Here is a 23500-nt window from a genome sequence, read left to right on the forward strand (position 1 = left end):
TTATTATTTCTGATAATAATAATTATTATCATTAAGCGTTACAAATCATATTATGCATCAAAAAACTTTATTCTTGATAAAATCCATTCATCGCTGGATAGGGCTGGCAGGTGGATGGTTTCTTTTTATAATTATTATTTCAGGCAGCCTAACCTTATTTGATAGTGAAATCAATCAATGGATGCGGCCAGAACTTGCACGGGTCAAACCGGCCCCCCTTTCCTCCAAGGCACTGGATAATGCCTACAAAATTTGGACATATAGCCAAAATATGCCCAAAAATTTAATTAAACTTCCCTCTTCTCGCGATCCCTATCTATATGTTTCCTATTTAAAGGGCAATATAAAACGCAATATTGTTCTTGACCCTCATGAAGGGAATATTATTCCAGTCCGAAATACAGCAGGCGCTTCATTTATCGTTTCCATTCATAAAAAACTATATATGAATCCTAGATATGGACAATTTATTTTACTTATTGTCGCTTTTTTCTTTATTCTTTCAATCATTACTGGTGTGATTTTACATTATAAACCCTTTATCAAAATGCTTTTTAACCTTCAGGTCAAGGCTACCCCCCTTCGACAACAACTTAATTATCATACCTCCATTGGAATAATTTTCTTGCCATTTTTTTTTATAATAGCATTAAGCGGTTTTTTATTCATCATTCCTCATTATCTACCTTCTCCTCATCCTCAATCAAAACCTGAAAATATATATAAAGACAATCTGAACACATTATCTAAACAAAATTTACTCAATTTAGTTAATGAAACTGAACGTTATTTTAATAATCCCGCAGGATTCATTTTTTTTACTCCTAAAGAAATAAAAATAAGTGAAGCGAACAATAGTCATCTAACCAGTTTTAAAAATCTAGTTGGTTTTGATAAAACTACAGGAAAATTAACATCACATTCTTCCTTATCCCCCATGTTTGGTTATCCTGAAAAAGTTATTTTTGGCATTCATATGGCCAGGGCAGGTGGAGCCATATTCAGAACTATCAATTTTATATTAGGATTGGGCAGTGCGTTTTGCGTAGCTTTTGGTCTTTTATATTATTCTAATCGCCATAAAAATAAAATTTTTACAAACAAAATAACCTATATTGGATATAAAACAATTGAAGGAATTAATACTAGCGTCATTATGGGAACTCTTATAGGATTCATATCCCTTTTATGGATCAATCGATTTATTCCCTTTGATTTTCCAAACAGAATCCATAATGAAATTTTTTTATTTTTCACAATATGTCTTCTTGTCTGCATTTACGGTTTTTTATCAGCATATTTTAACTATACAAATCATGCCTTAAAAAAATTAATGACAATATTCAGCTATCTCTGTCTACTTCTTCCTATTGTGGATCTGTTATTCAATAATATCCTGATAAGAGCCTCGTTACTGAATGGAAATTTCCTTTTTATAAAAATGGATGGCACAGTTTTTATTTTAGGTATTGTTTCATTATTGTTTTGCTCATATTTAAATAAAAAATCTTATCTATCATGATCATACTTATTATAACGTTAAATATTCTTGGCATATTCGTTTTTGCTGGCAGTCTGAAGAAATTTCAAGATAAACTACCAAACCAGTATTCAAACGAACAAATAAAATATTATTGTAAAATTATCAGTGTGTTGCTTATATTTTGCAGCTTTATACTTTGTCATTTATGTTGGAGGAAGATAGGCTGGATAATTGGGGTCAACCTGACTTCCATCAATGCGCTTGCAGTCACTATCGTGATAAGTTACTTTCCTCAATTTTTTTTAAAATGGAATGACAAATTTCATTCTATATTTGCTTCATAGTCAGGCAAGTATCTATATAAATTTATTCATTTATGGTCAGGCAGTAATTTCGTATCAAGACCCATCAATTGACCTAATCGGGACAAACGACGTGAGACTGTCTCACTGATAACAGCATCCAGATGATGATAATAATATAATGTAAGTTTCTTTTTCCCAACTTTTAACCGTGTTCTCAACAAAAGGTTGGGAAGATTTCCTGATAATGTATATGCCAATCGAAATGCCAGTCCCAATATTACGGCCTGTTCATAATGTTTAGGAGAAAGAATTTTCTTGGAAGCAGACAGAAATTTATCATTCATGGTGGCATCATAACGTATCGCAATTGTCAAGGCCAAAAAGGCTCGCAACTGATGATCAAACGCCATGCCGGCCATTCGTAAAATACGATAATAAGCCTGCTCTTTACGATAGGCTGGATGGTCATGACAACCACAATCAGAAATCATACAGGCTACCCAGCGTTTTTGCTGCATATCCTGATCTTCATTATTAAAAAGTGAATCTGTCCACTTGATCAGGGCGGAAGGAAATTCCTGTACACGACCCAATCGTTTACAAATATCTAAAGCTGCAGCTTCTTGTGGGTTTTGATTACGATTATTTTCGGCAATAACATTTCGCATATACCAACCTTCCCGAACCCCCTCTGCGCAAAAAATAATTTTTGACGGTTTCAAAATCATTAATAACTGTTTCAACACCGTGGCGGCATATGGTAAATCGTTTAACCTTTTATGAATTAAGGCCTGTGTATTTAAATTTCCATCTTTTAGCTTAAGTAAAATCCAATCTACAAGAATTTTTGCTTCATTATAAGAAAGCGTGTAATAATGAACGATACAAATCGGATAAGAAGTGTATTCCATATATAATTGTGCCATTGCCCGAAAAGCGCCACCGACCAAATATAATTTTTTCTTTTTGGATTCATGCAACCATTTAACCGATTTTATATCCCTACCCGCAATAACATTCGCTTTTGGAATTTTCTTGCCTGCACGATCCATCAGGCGAATAACACCCAAAGACAAGGTTTGTGCATTATATCGCTGCTGATTTGAAATTTGCACCAGCTCCATAGAGCCACCACCAATATCCGCAACAACACCGTCCGCATTCGGAATACTGCACATTACACCTGCAGCGGCATAATCCGCTTCCTGTTCGCCAGTCAATATTTGAACAGGTACACAAGGCATCCATTTATGCAATTTTTTTAAAAATTCATGTCCATCATCTGCATCTCTAACCGCTGCAGTCGCTAGGACAACAAATGGATCCGCCTTCATTGTCGTGGCAATTGCATAAAACCTTTTAAAAACATCTTCGGCTAACAAGACGCCTTGCGGATTGAGTTTACCTGTTTTTTCCAACCCGCTTCCCAATCTAAGTGTGGCTTTTTCATTAAAGATAATTACGGGATTACGCTCCCTTCCTTCAAAAACAACTAAACGAACGGAATTCGAGCCCAAATCAACAATTGCTGATCGTATTGAGGAAGAGGAATGGATCATTATTATTTCCTTTGAGGCAAAAAATTATAATAGATTATAGTCTAATCCAAAGGCCTTGTATCCAACGAGGGATTCTCCATAAAATAGTTATGTGCGGAAAAAGGAGGTTCCGAAGATTCAAGACGTTTCCATTTTTTATCCCTCCCCAATTGCCAAGACTGCATATTATCTTTCAGATTTGCAACCATTAACTGATTTAAAATTTTATAATGAATATCTTCTGGCAAGATAGGTATCATTTCCTCGATTCGACGATCCATATTTCTTTCCATCCAATCTGCAGAAGACATATAGACTTTAGCCGATCTTGAAGGAAGCTCGTACCCGTTTCCAAATACAAAAACTCTGGCATGTTCAAGAAAACGGCCAACAATTGATTTGACAAATATATTTTCAGAAAGATTTTTGATACCCGGACGAAGACAGCAAATTCCTCGAACAATTATATTTATTTTTACACCTGCACAAGACGCCTCATATAATTTGTCAATTAATTGTGGATCCACAAGAGAATTCATTTTAAGCCACATCGCACCTGGTTTGCCTGCTTTTACGAAAGCAATTTCATCATCAATCAATTCATTTAAGGTTTTACGGATGGTTAAAGGCGAAAACGCAATTTTTTCCATTTTGTCAGGACGTGCATATCCCGTGACATAATTAAATAATTTGGCCGCATCACGCGTTAATTCGGCATTACAGGTAAAATAGGATAAATCAGTATAAATTTTTGCTGTAATCGGATGATAATTGCCAGTGCCAAAATGGGCATAAGAGCGTATGTTTCCCCCCTCTCTTCGAACAACAAGACTCAATTTTGCATGGGTCTTCCAATCGGCAAAACCGAAAACAACCTGCACACCGGCTGCCTCCAAATCCCGTGAAAGACGAATATTGGCTTCTTCATCAAAACGGGCCCTTAATTCAACAATGGCTGTTACGGAAATTCCATTTTCTGCCGCCTCAATTAAAGCTTTGACAATGGGACTGTCCCGGGATGTTCGATATAAAGTTTGTTTAATGGCTAAAACCTGAGGGTCTTGAGCCGCCTGACGCAAAAACTGAATCACAACATCAAAACTCTCGAAAGGATGGTATGCCAACAAATCTTTTGAGCGTAACAGGGCAAAACAGTCCCCGGCACTTTCCCGAATACGCGCGGGAAGATGAGGTGAATAATATGGAAAAAGGAGATCTGGCCTGTTATCAACAATGAGTTGCTTAACATCCACCAATCCCAGTATTCCCTTATGAACCGTCACCTCTTCTGGAGGCACTTCAAGAGCATGGGCAACTATTTCACCAAGTTTTGGAGGGAAATGTTCATCGATATCCAAATGAATCACAACCCCGCGTCTTCTTCTTTTCAAGGCTGTTTCATAGGATCTCACCAGATCCTCCGCTTCTTCTTCAAATTCGACATCTGTATCACGAATAACGCGTAACAAGCCATAATTCGCAATTTTGTATCCAGGAAATATCGATGAAATAAATATCCTAACCAAATCCTCTAATAAAACAAATCTTTGAATTTTATTGCTACATAACGATAAAGGCAAAGGTATAAAACGCAACAGCTGCGACGGCAATAAAATCATCACATATTTGCGGCTGCTATTTTGGCTAATCAATCTTAAAGCAATTGCGAGATTTAAATTTGGTATAAATGGAATGGGATGGGCAGGATCCAAGGCAATAGGGGTCAGGATTGGAAAAATACGCTCCATAAAAAATTGATGTAACCAGGCCAGATCTTCCTTGTTCAATTCTTCTGCCTTACAAACAATGATACCTGAATCACTCAATAATTTTATAAGTTCATGATAGATCCGTTGCTGGTCACTAAATAGTCCCTTAACCCTTTCCTGAATGGCAACTAATTGTTCTGCAGGTGTTAAACCATCAGGAGAAAGTGCTATCAACCCCTCTCTCACTTGACCGGTCAGTCCCGCAACACGTACGGAATAAAATTCATCAAGATTGCTTGCACTAATGGATAAAAAACGTACCCTTTCCAAAAGTGGATTATGTTTGTTTTCGGCTTCCTCTACGACCCTTTGGTTAAAATCAAGCCATGATAATTCCCGATTAATAAAACGCTCATAATCCATTTTGATATTATTAGATATCTGAATACTGTTTCGCTGCTTAATTTTACGACCCGACTGTTTCACAGTAATTTTATTTTGTGTCAAATGATTGATATTCGATATATTTTTAGGATTTTTTTGGATCATGTAATATTACTTTATACTGAATTATTTGCATTAAAAATTATTTTATTAATTTATCAATTTTAACACAATTTTCTCTAGTTTTTTCAAATAATTCAAAATCACGTTTAATTATAACATATTATTTCTATATCATTATAAAATTTACAATTCATCAAGAATTTTCATGACCAGATTTCTGGTCATTCCCCCCTGTTCAACAAGGGTTATTTCATCTAACCGTTCAATAAACTGACGTACAGCAAAAGCTGTTCTTGGTAATCGTAACTGAATAATATCCATAATGGACGTTGGAATAACCAATTGCCTGTCAGCTACTAACCGAAGAAATAAAAGCCGTAATAATTCCTCTTCAGGTTGTTCAATTTTAATCGCTATGATTGACCGTAATCGACTAGCCAAATCGGGCAACTCAACTTCCCATCGAGCTGGTGGGGAACGCCCTCCTAGAACAGTTATGATCCGCAACTCTTTGGTCATGTTTAAAATATGCAACAATGAATGAAAATCAGTGACTAGATCGGCATTATCTATAACAATGGCTTTTATTTTTTTATTTTGTAATTTTTCGGACCAATATACAGAAGAGTTTTTTTGTAAAGCAGAAGCTGGAATATATAATGCCTGTTCCCTTTCCGCCCATATTTGCAATAAATGCGTTTTACCTGTTCCTGAATCTCCCCATATTGCCAAACGTCGATCTGGCCAATCTGGCACATTGTAGGTTGTTTTACTGATTCTAAGCCAGGTCCGTGCAGCAAAATTTGAAGGTGAATTTATAAAATCTGAAGAAATAAAACGAGGCTTATAGGTAAAGGGTAAAGCGAGCTGCCTTGACGTATTAAAAAAACAATTTTGTTTATTTTTTTCCTGCATTACTACTTTACCAAAATTCAATCTATCCTATAAACCCTATTATGGTGTAAAACTATCCTATAACCATTTCAAGATAAACCTATAAAGCAAGAATAGAGGCTGCTTAATAATGAAGTCAGATTTTTCTGAGAATACAGAACTAAATAACCAGCAGGATGAAATCACCTATGAAAATGCTGGTGTCAGTATTGCCACAGGGGATGCATTGATCGAAGCTATAAAACCGGTTGTCTCCCAAACTCATAATAATGGTGTTATGGGTAATCTGGGCGGATTTGGTGCGTTATTTGACTTAAAAGCAACTGGCTATCTAGATCCAATTCTTGTTTCAGGAACCGATGGGGTTGGAACAAAGCTTTTGCCCGCAATCGAAACAGGGCTGTGCGACAATATCGGATTTGATCTAGTTGGAATGTGTGTGAATGATATCGTTGTGCAAGGCGCAAGACCTTTGTTTTTTCTCGATTATTTTGCTACCGGAAAATTGGAGCTTGATCAGGCACAACGTATCATACAAAGTATCAGTAAGGCCTGTGAAGCAAGTGGCTGTGCCTTGATTGGTGGCGAAACAGCGGAAATGCCGGGGATGTACAAGGAAAAGCATTATGATCTAGCCGGATTCGCCGTTGGAGCTGTTGAAAGAGATCAGATTCTACCCAAAAATATCACTAGCGGTGATAAAATTATCGCTTTGACATCAAATGGTGTTCATTCCAACGGATTTTCCTTGGTACGCTCAATTGTAAAAGCCCAAAACCTGTCATGGGAAGATGTGGCACCTTTCGATCCCAACCAGTTTCTTGGAGAGGCATTACTCGCCCCAACACAGCTTTATGTAAAACCTGTACTAAAACTTCATGAGGCTGGTCTTCTAAACGGGGCCGCCCATATTACAGGCGGTGGAATTGTCGGCAATCTTCCACGTATTTTGCCAGACAATCTTGTGGCTGTTGTTGACGGACAAAGCTGGCCCATGCCACCAGTATTTTCATGGCTGGCCCACGCTGGTAACGTTCAACCAGAGGAAATGCTGAAAGTATTTAATTGCGGTATTGGCATGATATTGATCACATCAGATTTTGAAGCCGTGAATAAACTACTTAATGATACCGATGTCCAAGCCTATATCATTGGCCAGATTGAACCAAAAACAGAACTCGATAATGATCAACAGGTATTCTTCAGCGACCTCCCCGATTTTACCTTTATTCCTGAAATTGATTAACAAGGTGGGAACCCTTTAAATGTCGAAGAAAAAACGTATAGCGATCATGATAAGCGGACGCGGTTCAAATATGCGTTCCCTTATTGATGCATGTGCCAAGCCCTCTTTCCCAGCATCAATTGAGTTGATCATTAGTAATAACCCAGATGCAAAAGGATTGGAAATCGCCCGCAAATCGGGAATTTCCACTCAAGTCATTGATGACTATGATTTTGGCAATAACAGACAAGCTCATGAACGCCAAATTAATGCGGCCCTTCAAGCCCATCATGTTACAACAGTCTGTCTTGCAGGTTATATGCGACTTTTAAGCCCGTTTTTGATCAATGAATGGAAAGGTAAAATCCTAAATATTCACCCAAGTCTCTTACCAGCTTTTCCTGGTTTAGATACCCATAAAAAAGCCCTTAAAAAAGGGGTGAAGATACATGGTTGCACCATTCATATCGTAACAGAAAAAATGGATGATGGTCCTATTCTAGGTCAGGCAGCAATTCCTGTTCTTCCCGATGATACAGAAAACACCTTGGCAAAACGTGTATTGGACCAAGAACATCTTCTTTATCCAAGAGTTTTAAAGAATTTTCTATTGGGATTTGAAGCTGATTCGACTTCTGATACCCTGATTAATGGATAAATTTAAAAAGGTTGGAGATAAAGATCTCCAACCTTTGATTTTTATACGCAGATTTCAATGTCTGAAAAAAAGAAGCGAATTTCAATAGCTGCATTTTCGGCAGAATCAGATCCATGAACTGAATTGGCCTCAATTGATTCAGCAAATTGCGCACGAATCGTGTGCGCCTGAGCTTTTTTAGGATCTGTTGCACCCATGATATCACGATTTTTTTGAACAGCGTTTTCGCCCTCCAAAACCTGAACCACGACAGGACCACTTATCATAAATTCAACCAGATCATTGAAAAAAGGACGTTCTTTATGAACTGAATAAAAAGCTTCAGCTTGCTGCTTGCTTAGCTGAATACGTTTTTGTCCAACGATTTTTAATCCCGTCCCTTCAATTAAAGCGTTAATTTTACCAGTCAAATTACGACGTGTTGCATCTGGTTTTAAAATTGACAGTGTTCTTTGTAAAGTCATATTGAAATTTCCTTTAATCTGTAAATATATTGCAGAGAAAAATACTCTATTGGTAAATAGAAGTATTTCTCTTATCTTGTCGATAGTTTTTTTATCATATTTTGCAGGCAGATTTGTGAGTACGCTGGTTATAAATCACCTTACCCTTCGAATTTTAGGTCGTCTCCTCTTGGAAGATGCTTCCCTTACCATTGAGAATGGGCAAAAAGTTGGACTGGTTGGCCGAAATGGAACAGGAAAATCAACATTGCTAGCCGCAATTTCTGGAGACATATCAATTGATGGAGGTGAGATTCTTTTATCAAACCGTATAAAAATGGCACGGGTTAAACAGGAAACACCATCTGGTAATTTATCATTAATTGAAAAAGTGCTTTCTGCGGATAAAGAACGTACGTATCTCATAAATGAGGCTGAATCAACACGGGATGGGTATCGGCTTGCTGAAATTCATGAAAGACTAATAGCCATACAAGCTGACAGCGCTCCGGCTCGCGCAGCAACCATTCTTGCAGGTTTGGGTTTTAGTGCAGAAAACCAACAACGTCCTATTTCGGATTTTTCTGGTGGATGGAGAATGCGAGTTGCTCTAGCGAGCACATTGTTTTTAAATCCCGATTTACTGCTCCTTGATGAACCCACCAATCATCTTGATTTAGAAGCGACTTTGTGGTTGCAATCCTGGATCAACAATTTTTCTGGCAGTGCAATAATTGTCAGCCATGATCGCAATCTTTTGAATGAATGTGTTGATGCCATTGCCCATCTTCATCATCAGAAATTGTCCATGACAGCTGGAGGATATGATGAATTTATCAGAATACATAACGAAAAAATACTTCAACAAAATCGGGAAACTGAAAAAATAGCCGCGAAACGTGCTCATATGCAAGCTTTTGTCGATCGCTTTCGTGCCAAGGCGACCAAGGCCAGACAAGCGCAAGCACGCTTAAAAGCACTTGAAAAACTGCCTGTTTTGGAAGAAATTGTTGAGGAAAAAGCAATACATTTCGAATTTCCCCAACCTGTACAATTACCGCCTCCATTAATTACCCTTAATCAAGTCAAGGTTGGATACGGCGATCATGTTGTACTTTCCAATTTAACATTAAGAATTGATCCAGATGACCGTATTGCCCTTTTGGGTGCAAATGGTAACGGTAAATCAACCTTTATCAAACTTATCGCAGGTTGTCTGAAACCAATGGAAGGTAGCATTCATAATCACACCAAACTTTCTGTTGGTTATTTTGCTCAACATCAGTTAGAAGAACTTATTCCTAATCAAACCCCATTCAGTCATCTTGAAAAGGTTTTACCAAAAGCCACACCCACTGAATTGAGAGCGCAACTTGCCCGATTTGGATTAAATACCGAGCAAATTGATACCCCTGTTCAATCCTTGTCTGGTGGAGAAAAAGCTCGACTTGTTCTGGCTCTTATCACACGTCATAAACCCAATATCCTATTGCTTGATGAACCTACCAATCATTTGGATCTTGATGCAAAAGAATCCCTAATTCATGCATTATCCTCCTTTGAAGGAGCTGTCATACTTATTTCCCATGATCCACGTCTGATAGAACTGATAGCTGACCGGCTTTGGTTGGTTAATAATGGTACAGTTGAATCTTTTGATGGTGATATCAATGATTACCGTCAATGGCTAACGGATAATAAACGTATTCTTGATTCATCTGTAAAAAATACAGAAACTGGCTCATCTCAAAAATTAGCACGCAAGGAAAGAGCGGAAAAACGGAAAATACTTCAACCGTTAAAAAATAAAATAAAGGCTCTAGAATTACTTATTCAGAAAAATAGTGAAGCCTATCTCAAAATTGAACAAAAAATGGCTGCACCAGAGTTTTATTCAAATATATCAGCTGAAGAAATAACAAAATTACAAATCGAATTGGCTGAATATCAAAAACGAAAAAATCAAGCCGAAGAAGATTGGCTTATTTTACAAGATAAACTGGAAAATACCGAAAAAGAATTGTAAATAATTTATAATATACTAACAGGCAATGAATATGATTTCATCATTGCCTGTTAATAAAATATTGAATCAGTCCAGTTTAGGATGTTGATCAATCAGTATCTGTCTACGTCGTTCCAAATCTGCGATTTTTTCATCAATTTCCTCAACTTTTTGCTCTATCGTATCAAAATGTTCTGATAAAATTTCTTTGGCCTCATTACGATCGGAAGCTGTTGGTGTTTCACCTCTTAAGGGTTTATTGGCCGTTTCAGGCATTCGTATTCCTGTCCACAGTCCTATTAATGAAATACCCATCAAATAAAATGCAGGCATATTTAAGTTATGCGTTGCTTCAACCATCCATGCCACAATTGTTGGTGTCATGCCTGCGATTAAAATCGAAATATTAAAAGCGATCGCCAATGCGCTATAACGAATTTGAGTTGGAAAAATAGCTGGCAGGATTGAAGCCATCACACCAATAAAACAATTCAATAATATGGCAAGAATTAATAAACCAATAAATATAAAACCGACTGAATTGGTTTGAATCATCAAAAAGGCAGGATAAGATAATAAAAAAAGTCCAGTGCTACCCCCCAATATAAAAGGGCGTCGTCCAATTTTATCACTTGTCATTCCAATTATAGGCTGAACAAATAACATACCAACCATTACGGCAATAATAATCAATACGCCGTGATTTTCTGAATAATGCAAATTATGTGAAAGATAACTCGGCATATAAGTCAAAAGAACGTAATACGTCACGTTGGTAACAATTACTATTCCAACGCATATCATTAAACTTTTCCAATATTTACCGGCCACTTCCCGATATGATAGCTTGGGTGAATTTCTGAGGTTTACCTTACTTTCAGCCTCCATATCCTCAACATGCTTTTGAAAGGCTGGTGTTTCCTCCAATTCATGACGCAAATATAAACCTATTGCTCCCAAAGGAAGGGCTAAAAAGAAAGGAATACGCCATCCCCATCTCTCAAACTGCACATCAGAAATCATGCTGGATATCAAAACAACAACACCAGCCCCAATTACAAACCCTGCGATGGATCCAAAATCAAGCCAACTTCCCATTAATCCACGTTTACGATCAGGGGAATATTCCGCGACAAATATTGCGGCACCAGAATATTCTCCACCTACTGAAAACCCCTGTACAAGCTTTGCAATCAATAATAAGACCGGGGACATAATACCAATGGATTGATAACTTGGGATTAATCCAATACTACAAGTACCCAATGACATTATGATTATAGTTATCGCCAGGATTTTTTGTCTTCCGTACCGATCCCCCAAAATACCACAAACTATTCCCCCCAATGGACGAACAAGAAAAGGAACAGAAAAAGTCCCCAATGAGGCAATCATTTGAACACTTGGTGAAGCATCAGGAAAAAAAACCTTACCCAATACAAAGGCCAAAAATCCATAAACCCCAAAATCGAACCATTCCATTGCATTTCCAAGTGCGGCTGCAGTTATGGCTTTTTTTAATTTATCATCATCGATAATGGTGATGTCATTAATATTCATTGGTTTATATATTTTTTTTACTGGCCTCATTAATATTTCCTTCAAAAGTATAATTTATCTTCATAAATCAATTTTTTTTATTTTTTAAATTTTTAATTTTTTTTGATTTTAACAAGATTTAAACATTTTAAGGAAAATCTGTCCTTTCATAATCATATTGATCAACAAGCTTTCTTAATGGATCAAAAGCACTATCATTACAATCTTTTACAAATATCTTGCTTTCACTCTCATTGATGACTTCATAAAATATCTTATTATTCCAATCCGCCTGGCTGATCCCAAGCCACAATACCAAAGTGAAAGGATGGGGTTTTTCCTGTTCAGGTTTGTTAATATAATAGTTTTTGTCCAGATCACGATTAAACTGAATTTCAACATCCCCGGTGGATGGCGGGTTCTGATGTAATGGTCCCCAACCTTTTAGATTGGATTTTATCCATTTCTTAACCGATTCAAGCTCTGAAGGTGTTAAACTACGTTTTTTGTGCAAGGGCCCAACAACAATTTCTGCATTGACTATCGGTGGAAAAGTAACAGGTTGAATTTTATCCCTGACCGAAAGCCATATAATCATCACAATGGTAAGACAAACGATTAATACAAGGGTTAAAATTATATTTTGCTTTCTCATTCTTTTATTTTTTTACTTTTAAAACTGCTTGAATAACACGGTTAACCTGAGCATTCGAAAGTTCTGGATGAATAGGTAATGCCAAAATCCGTTTGGAAATTTCCTCTGATACTGACAAATATGTTCCATCATGATAGGAGTGATAGGCAGGTTGTAAATGCAATGGTAAGGGATAATAAATGGCCGAGGGAATATTTTCAGCCTTTAACGTATCTTGTACAAATTTGCGTTCTGCTTCATCACTTAATAGAATTGAATAAATTGCCCAGGCACTTTTACTATTTAATACCCGAGCGGGTATTTTTACACAAGACAAAAGCGCGGCATCGTATAAAGTTGCAATTTCTTCTCTTCTTACAAGCTCCTCTTCAAGATAACCGAATTTGGCCAACAATATTGCTGCCTGTATCGTATCCAAACGTCCATTTATTCCCGTTCGCAAAACCTGATAACGTGTTTGTCCTTCGCCATGCGAACGCAACGAGCGATAAAGTTCAAACTTTTCTAAACTGTTTGTAAAAATTGCACCACCATCCCCATAGGCTCCAAAAGGTTTGGATGGAAAAAATGAGGTGATCGTGGCATCTGCCTGACTACCCAGTTTCTTTCCATGATATTGACCACCAAAGGACTGAGCACAATCATCCAACAAAAATAAATTTTCATCTTTAGCAATCTGGCATAATTCATTCCATGGCGCAGGCTGTCCAAAAAGATCTACCCCAATAATGGCTTTAGGTTTTAATTTATTTTCTTTTTTAACCTTATCAATTGCACTTTTGAGATTAATTGGATCAATTTGAAAAGTTTCAGGATTAATATCAACAAAAATGGGAGTTGCACCCAGCAATAATGGAACCTCAGCTGTTGCTGTATAGGTAAATGCAGGTAAAAAAACAGCATCCCCTCTTCCAACATTTTCACCCATTAACGCAATCTGGATTGCATCTGTTCCAGATGAAACCCCTATACAATATGAAACACCGACATATTCCGCCAAACGATCTTCAAGTTCCTGAACTTCAGGTCCTAAAATAAACTTTCCATGTGAAAAAACCTTGTCTATACGATCTTTTAAAATCTTTCCTATACGTGCCTGTTGTTTGTTCAAATCTAAAAATAATATCGGATCATTCATATTTACCTCTAGTATAATTTTTTAAATTATCTTATTCGATTTTTTGATTTCGTTCATTTAATTCGACAAATGTTTAAATTCAGGCACTAATTTCTGCACATATGTTATTGCCTCAACAACATCATTATTATCACATGCATATCTAATCCGATCGATATATTCCGTAACCACCTTGATATCCATACCTTTGGGCGTTGCCATCAATAAACCGTCATGATCAGTTGGAACTGGGGCTTCACGACCATAAAATAATTCCTCAAATAATTTTTCACCAGGTTTTGCTCCGGTAAATTCTATGACTATGTCCTCATCCGGTTTTAACCCGGCAAGGCGAATCATCTGACGTGCTAAATCCAGAATTTTTATGGGTTTTCCCATATCAAGTACAAAAATGCCCCCCTGATGCAACATCTCATCCGTTTTGTCTCCATTCCCAAATCTTATTGTTGCTCTTACGCTAGCCTGTAAAACCAACCCTACCGCTTCTGGAATAGTCATAAAATAGCGTTGCATATTTGGATCGGTAACCGTCAAAGGTCCTCCATGACTCAACTGACGCTTGAACAGGGGAACAACAGATCCTGTTGAGCCAAGAACATTTCCAAACCTTACCGTAATGAATCGCATTTTGCTCATACCCAACCATTCAAAACCCTGATTTTTCTTTTCAGGATCATGGTCACGAATGGTTTTATCGAGAGACTGACAATACATTTCTGCAATTCGTTTTGAAACGCCCATAAAGCTTGAGGGATTAACCGCTTTATCAGTTGATATCATAATAAATGCCTGTGTCCCGCATTTAACAGCAGCATCAGCCACAACACGCGTGCCAATAATATTTGTTAAAAATCCCTCGATTGGATTATTCTCGATTGTAAATACATGTTTCAAAGCTGCAGCATGAAAGACCAAATCTGGTTTATATTTTTGAAAGAGGGAATCCACTCTTTTCTTTTCTCGTATATTGATTAAGATCGTTTCCCTTAAACCTGCAAAATTACTTTCCGATAATTCAATATTTATCTTCCATAGTGCATATTCGCTTTGATCAAGCAACAATAATAATTTAGGGGATAAATCAGCAACTTGCCGAACCAATTCTGATCCTATACTTCCTCCCGCACCTGTAATGGCCACGACTTTGCCCTTTATCATTTCAGCCATGCCAGCACGATCCAAGACAATCTGTGGCCTGTTCAATAATTCATCAAGAGCAATCGGTTTCAATTCTAAATTGGCGGCAGGTGATAAATGGGTAATTACTGGTGTTCTCTGAACATCAATATTCCATTTATCCGCAATTGCTAAAAAATCCCGCAATTGCTCCCCTCTTAATTCTTGACCAATAATCACGAATAAAGAAGGTAATTTTTTTTGTGCATCAAGCTGTGTAAGTATGACAGAAAAATCATCCAAACTTCCTAAAATGGGAATATTATGAATACGATGCCCTTTTCTATTCTGACGAAAAGAGATCAGTCCCATAACCGATAATACGTTTGAATGATCAAGCCGTATAGCCCGCATAAACAGATCAATATCTGCATCATTTCCAACAATGATAATTTTTCTTTTTTTATTGAAATAATTCCTAAATGCTTCTGCAGATAAAATCCTGTAACCTATTCTACCACCGCCCATTAATAGCAAAAGAACCATTGCATAAATAAACGGAAATGTCACGGAAGGTAATGGATATCCGGTTACATACAATAAACAGGTAAATAATATCGCACTGCCTACAGATGCAGCGGCTATATTTAACAAATCCGCTATCCCGGAAAAACGCCAATATTGTTGTGGAATATGAAATGGTATTCCACTAACCAGCAAGGTCAATACACCACCCGTTAAAAACCATAATGGATGGATAAACCCGCCCTGTGGATCAGAAAGCCAACGTGCCAATGGAGCGGCAATGGCTGCCAACAGACCATCCATAAAAATATTGATAGCAATACGATTAAATATCTTTTTTTGTTGGCTAGAAATAGTTACACTAGGCTGTTGCAAAATCACTTTTCCATTTAAATAATGCAGAATAACTTTATTTAATTACATTACATTCAAAAAACAATGAACTCTGTAAACTATAAATATTTGTTACTTATCTGGCTTATCTCCAATACACTATTATCCGCAACAATTGTGAAATATGTTGCCTCAGTTGGTATTATGGATAATCCAAACCAACGGAGTTCTCATACATTTCCAATACCAAAAGGCGGTGGGATAGGTATCATTTCCGCCTTTTTAACTGCCAATATAAGTTTTATTTACTTATTTAACCAGCATTATTCTTTATCAATCATAGGTTTATTATCAACCATTACATTCATATCATTATTTTCGTGGCTGGACGATATCAAACAATGGTCAGCCTTATCCAAACTGGCAATTCAGTTTATTGCATCCATAAGTGTTTGTATTTTTGTCTTTCCAGCCTCTTTCTTAGAAAGCCATTTATATTTGCTTCCTTTTTTTATAATCTGGCTTGTTTATATAACTAATGCTTATAATTTTATGGATGGTTTAAACGGTTTGGCTGCTGGAGTTGCCGCAATCTGCTGCCTGTTTATTTATTTTTATAGCACAAATCTGGAAAATAAAATTTTTGCATTATCCCTGTTGACTGGATTGCTCGGTTTTCTTCCTTTTAATTTCCCAAAAGCTGAAATTTTTATGGGAGATGTCGGCAGTCAAGCTTGCGGTTTGATATTGGCCTCTTTTGCCATTATTCCCTTAGGCACAGCGATCAACCCAGACTTTGTCACCTTAATATCTCAAAATATAATAATATTTTTTCTTTTGTTTGGTTTCATTTTTGATGTGACTTTTACATTAATACGTAGAATAATTAACAAGGAACCTTATTTACAAGCACATCGCAGCCATTTATATCAAATGGCCCATCGCAGTCATATTTCTCCGATTTTAATCACGTTTATAGAATGTTTATTTTGCATTTGGGGTGGTTTTTTATTCTATCTATTCCCCCTTACTTCATTGCAAAACATTGAACTCGCGTGCTCGCTACTGATTTTGCCTCAACTTATCTGGACTTTATTCATTCTTTACAAAACACAGTCTTTAAATATAAAAAAATGGTAACTGTATGATATCCAGTTACCATTTTCCAAAAATTCAAACAACTATTTTTTCATTTTATCTAGTTGTTCACCATTTAATTCATCTGCAGTCATATGACTTTTATTTGCAGATTTTTTAATGTTTCTTTCTTTCTGCTTGTCAGCTTCAGCTGCTTTTTGCAAATGTTTATCAACAAATTTAATTTCAAAACCTGCAGGTGCACCGGCCAATCTTCCGCCAACAGTGCTTGTATCCATTTTAATGATAACATTCTTTGCATTTTTTAGATTTCCAGCCCCTACACCAACACCAGCTGTGGCTTCACCCGTCGCGGCAGCATATTTTCCAGCAAAATCATATATATTTTTTAACTGAAAAACACGTCCTGTTGCTTGAGATTTTGAAAAACCTAATGCAACAACATCACCACCCTTTATCTTGAACTTGTAAACATGTCCCCTATAATGAAGAACACCATCTCCCCAAGTATAACCAACACCTAAATCTGCTGAATGAAAGGTCATAGTCACCGTACCTACGGATTTTTCAGAAGATGCAGCAGCTTGGTGAACACGTTTGTGATGATTGGCCGCAAATATTGGATTAATCAAAAAAGACGATCCAATCAGAGTAGCGGCAAAGAGTAAGTTATTATTTTTCATTATGATTTCCCCAAATAGTTTCTGTACTATAATAACACTTACCTGGAAATAAATAAATATATTAAACTACATTCTCATTTTGGGTATTAAATAAAAAAGCAGTTATTGAATTAATAACTGCTCTTACAACATATATAGTAATTGTTATATAACCATTATTATTGCTTCACAGCTTCGCTCATAATGGATTGAATATTCTGCAAATATTCATAACCTTCTTCTGTACGCTGCACTAATACAGAACGACGATCCATAGGGTCTGTTTTTCTACCTAGCAAATTGAGTTCTTCCAATCGATCCAGAGCTCTTGTGATAGCCGGTTTTGAAACTCTTAGAGCCGCTGCCAATCCACGAACAGTCTGAACTGTTTCATTCAAATAACAAATCAAGAAAACAGCCAATTGACGTGCTGACAAGTCAGGTTTATCCTGACGTACCATTGTCGTGATTGTATTCTGGAGAATAACAATCTGTTGTTCAAAAGGGATTTTTTTAGAAGTCATTTTATAACCTTTGAATAATTACTTACATATAACGTTGTGTCAGTTAAACAAATGAGTATTATGACTTAAAATATCAACCTTCTCTACAAAAAATTATAACAAATTAATTACAATTAATTTGACACACCAAAAAAACATAGGAAAAGTAATAAAAATTTCTCATTGAAAAATTAGTTTATTAAGCTTTAAGCTTTATTTACCTCCTTTTTATTTTGATAATAAAATTATTTTACTCCTTTTTTTGATTTTGTAACTATATAATAACAAAAAGTAATAAAAATAAACCAAGCGCTTCCGATATATAATGCCATACGCGTGTCAAACTGTATCATTAGCGTCAATAACGTGAAAAAAATAAAAATTATGCAAAGAATGCAGGAGATATATCCACCAGGTAATTTGAAGAAAGAACTCATGTGTTTATGAAGATGTTTTTTTCTATACTGGATATAGGACAGTAATATTAGCAACCAGGTAAATAATGAAATAATTGTCGCAACGGAAGCCACCAAAGTAAAAATTTCAATAATACTTTTATTATTAAAAAGTAATAAGATAACTGAAGTTAATAAACATAAGCAAGAAAATCTCAGACCATTTATCGGTATAGAATGTTTGGATAATTTCCCAAAAAAAGCAGGCGCTTTATTAAGTCTTGCCAAACCATATAACATACGGCTACTGGAAAATACCCCGCTGTTTGTGGATGATGCAGCTGACGTAATCACAACAATATAGACTATTGCAGCAGCTGCAGGGAGACCAGCAAACAAAAACAACATGATAAATGGACTTTTGGATGGATTGATACTTTGCCAAGGAATAACCGCCATAATAACCATTACAGAAAATACGTAAAACATCAAAATTCTTAAAGGGATATTATTAATGGCCTTGGGTAAATTTTTTTCCGGATCTTTAGATTCAGCCGCAACAGTACCAATCAGCTCAACTCCAATAAAGGCAAAGGTGGCACTTTGAAATCCAGCCAAAAACCCCTCAAATCCATTAGGAAACAAATTACCATGATTCCATATGTTTTTTACAGAGGTCACGTCTCCTGATGGAGAACGAAAACCCGTAACGATAAAAAAGATACCAACAAGAATTAAAACAATAATGGCTAGAATTTTGATAATGGCAAAACTAAATTCCATTTCACCAAATATTCGAACAGTCAAGCGGTTTAAAATATAAAATATTGCGATACAGCATAGAGCCGGTATCCAAGAATACAGATTGGGATAAAATATTTGCGTATATCCTGAAATGGCAATTAGATCTGCAATACCAATGACAATCCAGCACAACCAGTAAGACCAACCCAAAACAAAGCCGCAACAAGGTCCAAGCAATTCTGTAACAAAATCTACAAATGATCTGTATCGTAAATCAGATAAAAGAATTTCGCCCAAGGCACGCATTACAAGAAATACAATAATACCAATAATACAGTAAATAAAAATAATAGAGGGACCAGCAAGTGAAATCGTATTAGCCGCTCCCATAAAAAGACCAGTGCCTATACACCCCCCAATTGCAATTAACTGCATATGTCGGTTACTCAAATTTCTTTTTAGTTCTGTATCTATACCCTGACCCATAAAAAACCTTTGTTACATTGATTTTTCAAACGTGTTTGAAAATGATTAATTTTTTGCAAGCAATAAATTAATTATTTAATTATTAATTAAAATAAAATCTCAAAACAATTGTAATTTATAATTATCATTGAATGATTATCTGGTTAATTTATCTATATATCCTGTACGCTTATCAAAAACAGCTGATATAAATTATCTATAATGACACAAATCAAAGCAATACTTGGACCAACAAATACTGGCAAGACCTATACAGCCCTTGAACGCTTGCTTGCTTATCCTTCCGGAATCATTGGATTTCCCCTAAGGCTTCTTGCCAAGGAAAACTATGACCGAATGGTTAAAATCAAAGGAAAAAAAAATGTCGGGCTTATAACAGGTGAGGAAAAAATTGTTCCACCCCAGGCAAAATGGTTTTCCTGCACTGTTGAGGCAATGCCCGTTCATATACCCGTTGATATTGTCATCATTGATGAAATTCAGCTTTGTTCAGATCCAGATCGTGGACACATTTTTACCCACCGGCTTCTTCATTGCCGCGGAACATATGAAACAATTTTTCTCGGGGCTGATACAATCATCCCTATTTTGAAAAAACTTGTTCCATCTATCGAAATACAAACACGGCCAAGACTTTCATCATTAGTATATAATGGATTTACCAAATTAACAAAATTGCCACCACGTTGTGCAATTGTTGCCTTTTCAGCCCATGAAGTTTATGCCATTGCAGAATTGGTCAAACGTCAAAAAGGTGGATGTGCAATTATCATGGGACGACTTTCTCCCCGTACCCGTAATGCACAAATGGAACTTTATCAAAATAAAGAGGTTGACTATTTGATTGCCACCGATGCAATTGGCATGGGTTTGAATATGGATGTCAATCATATCACTTTTGTGAATTTATCAAAATATGATGGACGACAGATGCGTAATCTCTATCCAAGTGAAATTGCTCAAATTGCAGGTAGGGCTGGGAGAGGCTCAAGGGATGGAACATTTGGCATAACCGCGAATTGTCCAATAATTTCTGATAAAATTGTCAATGCCATAGAAAATCATGCTTTCGATCCCATAAAACAAATTTATTGGCGTAATCATGATCTCGATTTTCAAAATCCCCTGACACTTTTTTCCACCTTAACCACACCCTCACAGTTTCCACAGCTTATAACTGGTCAATATTCCTCTGATCTTAAAAACCTATCTTATCTTATCCAAGACCATGAAGTACGTTCAATATGTACGTCACAATTTAAAACTGAATTGTTATGGGAATGTTGTCAAATACCCGACTTTAAAAAAATTGGCAGTGAATATCATGCACGGATATGTAAACAAATTTTCCTTTTTTTGATCAAACAAGGCCATATACCTGAAAATTGGATTGATCAGCAAATTCAACAGCTAAATCATTTGCAGGGGGACATCGATACCTTAATGCAGAGACTTGCCAGTATTCGTATCTATTCATTTTTAACAACAAAAAATAATTGGGTAGAATCATCATCTTATTGGCACGCCCAAACAAAAGAGATAGAAGAAAAACTTTCCGACGCGCTACATGACAGTTTGGTATCAAAGTTCGTTAATCAAAGGGTCACAAACCTTATCCATCATTTATCTCACTCTAAACAAATAAATGCCTTTACCTCTATAACAAATGAAGGGAATATTTCAATTGATGGCGAGTTTATTGGTAAAATTCGGGGATTTTGTTTTCAACTTCCGGATTCAATCCATAAAGACGAACGCTCTTTTATTTTAAAAAAAATTAATAAATCGATTGAAAAATTTATCCCTCAACAGGTTAATCGATTAATTCACGATAATGATAAAGAATTTATGATAGATCATGATAAAAAAATTATATCATGGCAAAAATCACCAATCGCTCAATTAAAAAAAGGCAAGGATTTTTTTCATCCAGATATCTGCCTTTTAAATAAGGATTTAATTCAACAAGTTTTTCAAAATTTAATCTTGAGAAGATTGAAAGAATTTTTAGAAAATTATAATCGAAGATTATTTCCAAATTTTTTTAATGCCTTGGATAATGATAACAACACATCAGAACTACGTGGAATTCTGCATCAACTTTATGAAAATGGAGGCATTTTATGGACTGAACAATATTTCAGTTTGTCAAAAGACACAATTAAACAATTGAAACATTACAAGATTCATTATGGAAATCACGCAATTTATATCGAAAATTTTTTTAAAGAAAAACAATATTATTTACGACATACACTCCTCACACTCAATGAACAGATTGCTAATCCTGTTTTACTTTCACCTAAACAGGTTGCTTATTTAACTTCTTCGACAATGAACAAAAATCTTGTTGCCAAGATGGGATGGCTTGTTGCCAATAAACAGATCATCAGATTGGATATTGCAGAAAAATTGACGTTCAAGCTTAAGAAAGCGTCAAAAAAACATCCTGTTTGTTTTCATAAAAAATGGATAGCACCTGTTCCATATTATAATGATAACATTATTCCACTACTTAAATCTCTAAAATTGCAACCCAAAAAACCTGAAAAATTAACATATGAAAAATTTGGCCCTCCAGCACCCTTATTAATTAAAAAAATTAAAATAAAAAAACAGCGCAAAATTAAACATATGACGCATCTTACCCAAGATAATCCATTTAACATTCTTAAAAACTTTCTTTTGAATCGTACATGAACTATCAAACTGAGCTAACCTGTCAACGTATTGATATCTGGCTTTGGCATGCTAGAATATATAAATCCCGATCGATTAGTCATTTCTCGATTAAAAACGAAATTATAAAAATAAATTCAAAATCAGTTATCAAACCTGCAACTTTAATAAAAAAAGACGATATCATTACCATTCCCTGGAACAACAGTAGCAGGGTAATACAGGTCTTGGGTTTTTCAACCCGAAGAGTTTCAGCAAAATTATGTCACTCTTTATACAAAGAAATTCTTGAAAAATAGATTTTGATGTAATAAAGAAAATGAATAATTTTCTTGTTAGTCATCAAGACGATACCTAACTTATATAAGTAAGCTATTTTATATAATTAAGAAAAACAATTATTTAGGGAAAAACCCTTATTTAACTAGTATGAATCGGAGAAAACAATGGCCTATGTGGTCACAGAAAACTGTATCCGCTGCAAATATATGGATTGTGTAGAAGTATGTCCCGTCGACTGCTTCTATGCGGGTGAAAATTTTCTAGTTATAAGCCCAGAAGAATGTATCGATTGTGGAGTATGTGAACCTGAATGCCCTGCAGAAGCTATATTCCCTGACAGTGATGATCGTTCTACCGACTGGATTGAGATCAATGCTGAACTGTCCAAATCATGGCCAAACATTACAAGAAAAGAAAATACACCTTCGGATGCTGATGAATGGAACGGAAAGCCTGATAAAAAAGATATGCTTTCCCGGGAACCGCATAAGAGCTAATGTATATCAGTCTTTAATCAATAAAAAACCCTTTATCAAATGATAAAGGGTTTTTTTACAACTTGATTTCATTTTGCCCCA

Annotated in this window: 19 protein-coding genes; 8 read left to right on the top strand and 11 right to left on the bottom strand. The window is 36.0% G+C overall.

Going from position 1 to position 23500, the window contains the following annotated elements; all coding sequences use genetic code 11:
- The first annotated feature begins 52 nt into the window (after window positions 1-52).
- A complete protein-coding gene (locus H3T44_RS01130) occupies window positions 53-1522 on the top strand; it encodes a PepSY domain-containing protein (RefSeq protein WP_198195633.1) in 1470 nt (489 codons plus the stop codon).
- Between the two features lie 331 nt (window positions 1523-1853).
- Here H3T44_RS01130 and H3T44_RS01135 read toward each other — a convergent pair whose 3' ends face one another.
- The 3 genes from H3T44_RS01135 to H3T44_RS01145 form a co-directional block, all read right to left on the bottom strand.
- Window positions 1854-3347, bottom strand: coding sequence for a Ppx/GppA family phosphatase (locus tag H3T44_RS01135; RefSeq protein WP_110438170.1), 1494 nt, complete (start codon window positions 3345-3347; stop codon window positions 1854-1856).
- A 41-nt stretch (window positions 3348-3388) separates the two neighbouring features.
- Window positions 3389-5584 (bottom strand): RNA degradosome polyphosphate kinase, encoded by a 2196-nt coding sequence (locus H3T44_RS01140; protein WP_198195634.1) that lies wholly within the window; start codon window positions 5582-5584, stop codon window positions 3389-3391.
- A gap of 141 nt (window positions 5585-5725) precedes the next feature.
- Window positions 5726-6457 (bottom strand): DnaA ATPase domain-containing protein, encoded by a 732-nt coding sequence (locus H3T44_RS01145; RefSeq protein ID WP_198195635.1) that lies wholly within the window; start codon window positions 6455-6457, stop codon window positions 5726-5728.
- A 109-nt stretch (window positions 6458-6566) separates the two neighbouring features.
- Here H3T44_RS01145 and purM point away from each other — a divergent pair, with 109 nt between their 5' ends.
- Entirely contained in the window at window positions 6567-7682 is a 1116-nt protein-coding gene (purM, locus tag H3T44_RS01150) for a phosphoribosylformylglycinamidine cyclo-ligase (protein ID WP_198195636.1), read from the top strand.
- 19 nt (window positions 7683-7701) lie between these two features.
- The gene (gene purN, locus H3T44_RS01155; protein WP_198195637.1) at window positions 7702-8319 is read left to right on the top strand and encodes a phosphoribosylglycinamide formyltransferase; all 618 of its coding nucleotides are present in this window, start codon (window positions 7702-7704) and stop codon (window positions 8317-8319) included.
- A 41-nt stretch (window positions 8320-8360) separates the two neighbouring features.
- Here the strand turns inward: purN and ndk are convergent, their stop codons facing one another.
- A complete protein-coding gene (gene ndk, locus H3T44_RS01160) occupies window positions 8361-8783 on the bottom strand; it encodes a nucleoside-diphosphate kinase (RefSeq protein ID WP_110438175.1) in 423 nt (140 codons plus the stop codon).
- Between the two features lie 115 nt (window positions 8784-8898).
- Here ndk and H3T44_RS01165 point away from each other — a divergent pair, with 115 nt between their 5' ends.
- Window positions 8899-10788, top strand: a complete 1890-nt coding sequence (locus H3T44_RS01165) for an ABC-F family ATP-binding cassette domain-containing protein (protein ID WP_198195638.1) — start codon at window positions 8899-8901, stop codon at window positions 10786-10788.
- Window positions 10789-10854: 66 nt separating this feature from the next.
- Here H3T44_RS01165 and proP read toward each other — a convergent pair whose 3' ends face one another.
- From proP to H3T44_RS01185, 4 genes are all read right to left on the bottom strand, one after another.
- Window positions 10855-12357 carry a glycine betaine/L-proline transporter ProP gene (proP, locus tag H3T44_RS01170; RefSeq protein ID WP_198185222.1) on the bottom strand — a complete coding sequence of 501 codons (1503 nt, stop codon included), beginning with the start codon at window positions 12355-12357 and terminating at the stop codon, window positions 10855-10857.
- A gap of 97 nt (window positions 12358-12454) precedes the next feature.
- Entirely contained in the window at window positions 12455-12961 is a 507-nt protein-coding gene (locus tag H3T44_RS01175) for a hypothetical protein (RefSeq protein ID WP_198185221.1), read from the bottom strand.
- Between the two features lie 4 nt (window positions 12962-12965).
- Window positions 12966-14099 carry a DegT/DnrJ/EryC1/StrS aminotransferase family protein gene (locus tag H3T44_RS01180; RefSeq protein WP_198195640.1) on the bottom strand — a complete coding sequence of 378 codons (1134 nt, stop codon included), beginning with the start codon at window positions 14097-14099 and terminating at the stop codon, window positions 12966-12968.
- A 57-nt stretch (window positions 14100-14156) separates the two neighbouring features.
- A complete protein-coding gene (locus H3T44_RS01185) occupies window positions 14157-16115 on the bottom strand; it encodes a nucleoside-diphosphate sugar epimerase/dehydratase (RefSeq protein WP_232347472.1) in 1959 nt (652 codons plus the stop codon).
- A 63-nt stretch (window positions 16116-16178) separates the two neighbouring features.
- On the opposite strand from H3T44_RS01185, the gene H3T44_RS01190 reads away from it, so the two are divergent.
- Window positions 16179-17213: a UDP-phosphate alpha N-acetylglucosaminyltransferase gene (locus H3T44_RS01190; protein WP_198195642.1), complete on the top strand. Its 1035-nt coding sequence runs from the start codon at window positions 16179-16181 to the stop codon at window positions 17211-17213.
- A gap of 41 nt (window positions 17214-17254) precedes the next feature.
- Here H3T44_RS01190 and H3T44_RS01195 read toward each other — a convergent pair whose 3' ends face one another.
- From H3T44_RS01195 to H3T44_RS01205, 3 genes are all read right to left on the bottom strand, one after another.
- On the bottom strand, window positions 17255-17854 hold the full coding sequence (locus tag H3T44_RS01195; RefSeq protein WP_198195643.1) for a hypothetical protein: 600 nt from the start codon (window positions 17852-17854) through the stop codon (window positions 17255-17257).
- A gap of 158 nt (window positions 17855-18012) precedes the next feature.
- A complete protein-coding gene (locus H3T44_RS01200; protein WP_110438182.1) occupies window positions 18013-18357 on the bottom strand; it encodes a MarR family transcriptional regulator in 345 nt (114 codons plus the stop codon).
- Window positions 18358-18581: 224 nt separating this feature from the next.
- Entirely contained in the window at window positions 18582-19961 is a 1380-nt protein-coding gene (locus H3T44_RS01205) for an amino acid permease (protein WP_155565605.1), read from the bottom strand.
- A gap of 201 nt (window positions 19962-20162) precedes the next feature.
- Here H3T44_RS01205 and H3T44_RS01210 point away from each other — a divergent pair, with 201 nt between their 5' ends.
- From H3T44_RS01210 to fdxA, 3 genes are all read left to right on the top strand, one after another.
- Complete coding sequence (locus H3T44_RS01210; RefSeq protein WP_198195645.1) at window positions 20163-22661, top strand: helicase-related protein; 2499 nt, start codon at window positions 20163-20165, stop codon at window positions 22659-22661.
- Entirely contained in the window at window positions 22658-22939 is a 282-nt protein-coding gene (locus H3T44_RS01215; RefSeq protein ID WP_155566944.1) for an RNA-binding S4 domain-containing protein, read from the top strand. Before H3T44_RS01210 ends, H3T44_RS01215 begins: the two co-directional genes overlap by 4 nt.
- 147 nt (window positions 22940-23086) lie before the next feature.
- Entirely contained in the window at window positions 23087-23419 is a 333-nt protein-coding gene (gene fdxA, locus H3T44_RS01220; protein ID WP_110438186.1) for a ferredoxin FdxA, read from the top strand.
- Window positions 23420-23500 lie beyond the last annotated feature (81 nt).

The sequence above is a fragment of the Commensalibacter sp. M0355 genome, from assembly GCF_016101365.1.
Classification (GTDB): Bacteria; Pseudomonadota; Alphaproteobacteria; order Acetobacterales; family Acetobacteraceae; genus Commensalibacter; species Commensalibacter melissae.

Bases quoted from the DNA above. Each gene is read 5' to 3' on its own strand.
- H3T44_RS01130 (WP_198195633.1), top strand. From the start codon at position 53: ATGCATCAAAAAACTTTATTCTTGATAAAATCCATTCATCGCTGGATA.
- H3T44_RS01140 (WP_198195634.1), bottom strand. From the start codon at position 5,584: ATGATCCAAAAAAATCCTAAAAATATATCGAATATCAATCATTTGACA.
- purN (WP_198195637.1), top strand. From the start codon at position 7,702: ATGTCGAAGAAAAAACGTATAGCGATCATGATAAGCGGACGCGGTTCA.
- H3T44_RS01135 (WP_110438170.1), bottom strand. From the start codon at position 3,347: ATGATCCATTCCTCTTCCTCAATACGATCAGCAATTGTTGATTTGGGC.
- ndk (WP_110438175.1), bottom strand. From the start codon at position 8,783: ATGACTTTACAAAGAACACTGTCAATTTTAAAACCAGATGCAACACGT.
- H3T44_RS01205 (WP_155565605.1), bottom strand. From the start codon at position 19,961: ATGGGTCAGGGTATAGATACAGAACTAAAAAGAAATTTGAGTAACCGA.
- fdxA (WP_110438186.1), top strand. From the start codon at position 23,087: ATGGCCTATGTGGTCACAGAAAACTGTATCCGCTGCAAATATATGGAT.
- H3T44_RS01200 (WP_110438182.1), bottom strand. From the start codon at position 18,357: ATGACTTCTAAAAAAATCCCTTTTGAACAACAGATTGTTATTCTCCAG.
- H3T44_RS01210 (WP_198195645.1), top strand. From the start codon at position 20,163: ATGACACAAATCAAAGCAATACTTGGACCAACAAATACTGGCAAGACC.
- proP (WP_198185222.1), bottom strand. From the start codon at position 12,357: ATGAGGCCAGTAAAAAAAATATATAAACCAATGAATATTAATGACATC.
- purM (WP_198195636.1), top strand. From the start codon at position 6,567: ATGAAGTCAGATTTTTCTGAGAATACAGAACTAAATAACCAGCAGGAT.
- H3T44_RS01190 (WP_198195642.1), top strand. From the start codon at position 16,179: ATGAACTCTGTAAACTATAAATATTTGTTACTTATCTGGCTTATCTCC.
- H3T44_RS01175 (WP_198185221.1), bottom strand. From the start codon at position 12,961: ATGAGAAAGCAAAATATAATTTTAACCCTTGTATTAATCGTTTGTCTT.
- H3T44_RS01180 (WP_198195640.1), bottom strand. From the start codon at position 14,099: ATGAATGATCCGATATTATTTTTAGATTTGAACAAACAACAGGCACGT.
- H3T44_RS01145 (WP_198195635.1), bottom strand. From the start codon at position 6,457: ATGCAGGAAAAAAATAAACAAAATTGTTTTTTTAATACGTCAAGGCAG.
- H3T44_RS01215 (WP_155566944.1), top strand. From the start codon at position 22,658: ATGAACTATCAAACTGAGCTAACCTGTCAACGTATTGATATCTGGCTT.
- H3T44_RS01195 (WP_198195643.1), bottom strand. From the start codon at position 17,854: ATGAAAAATAATAACTTACTCTTTGCCGCTACTCTGATTGGATCGTCT.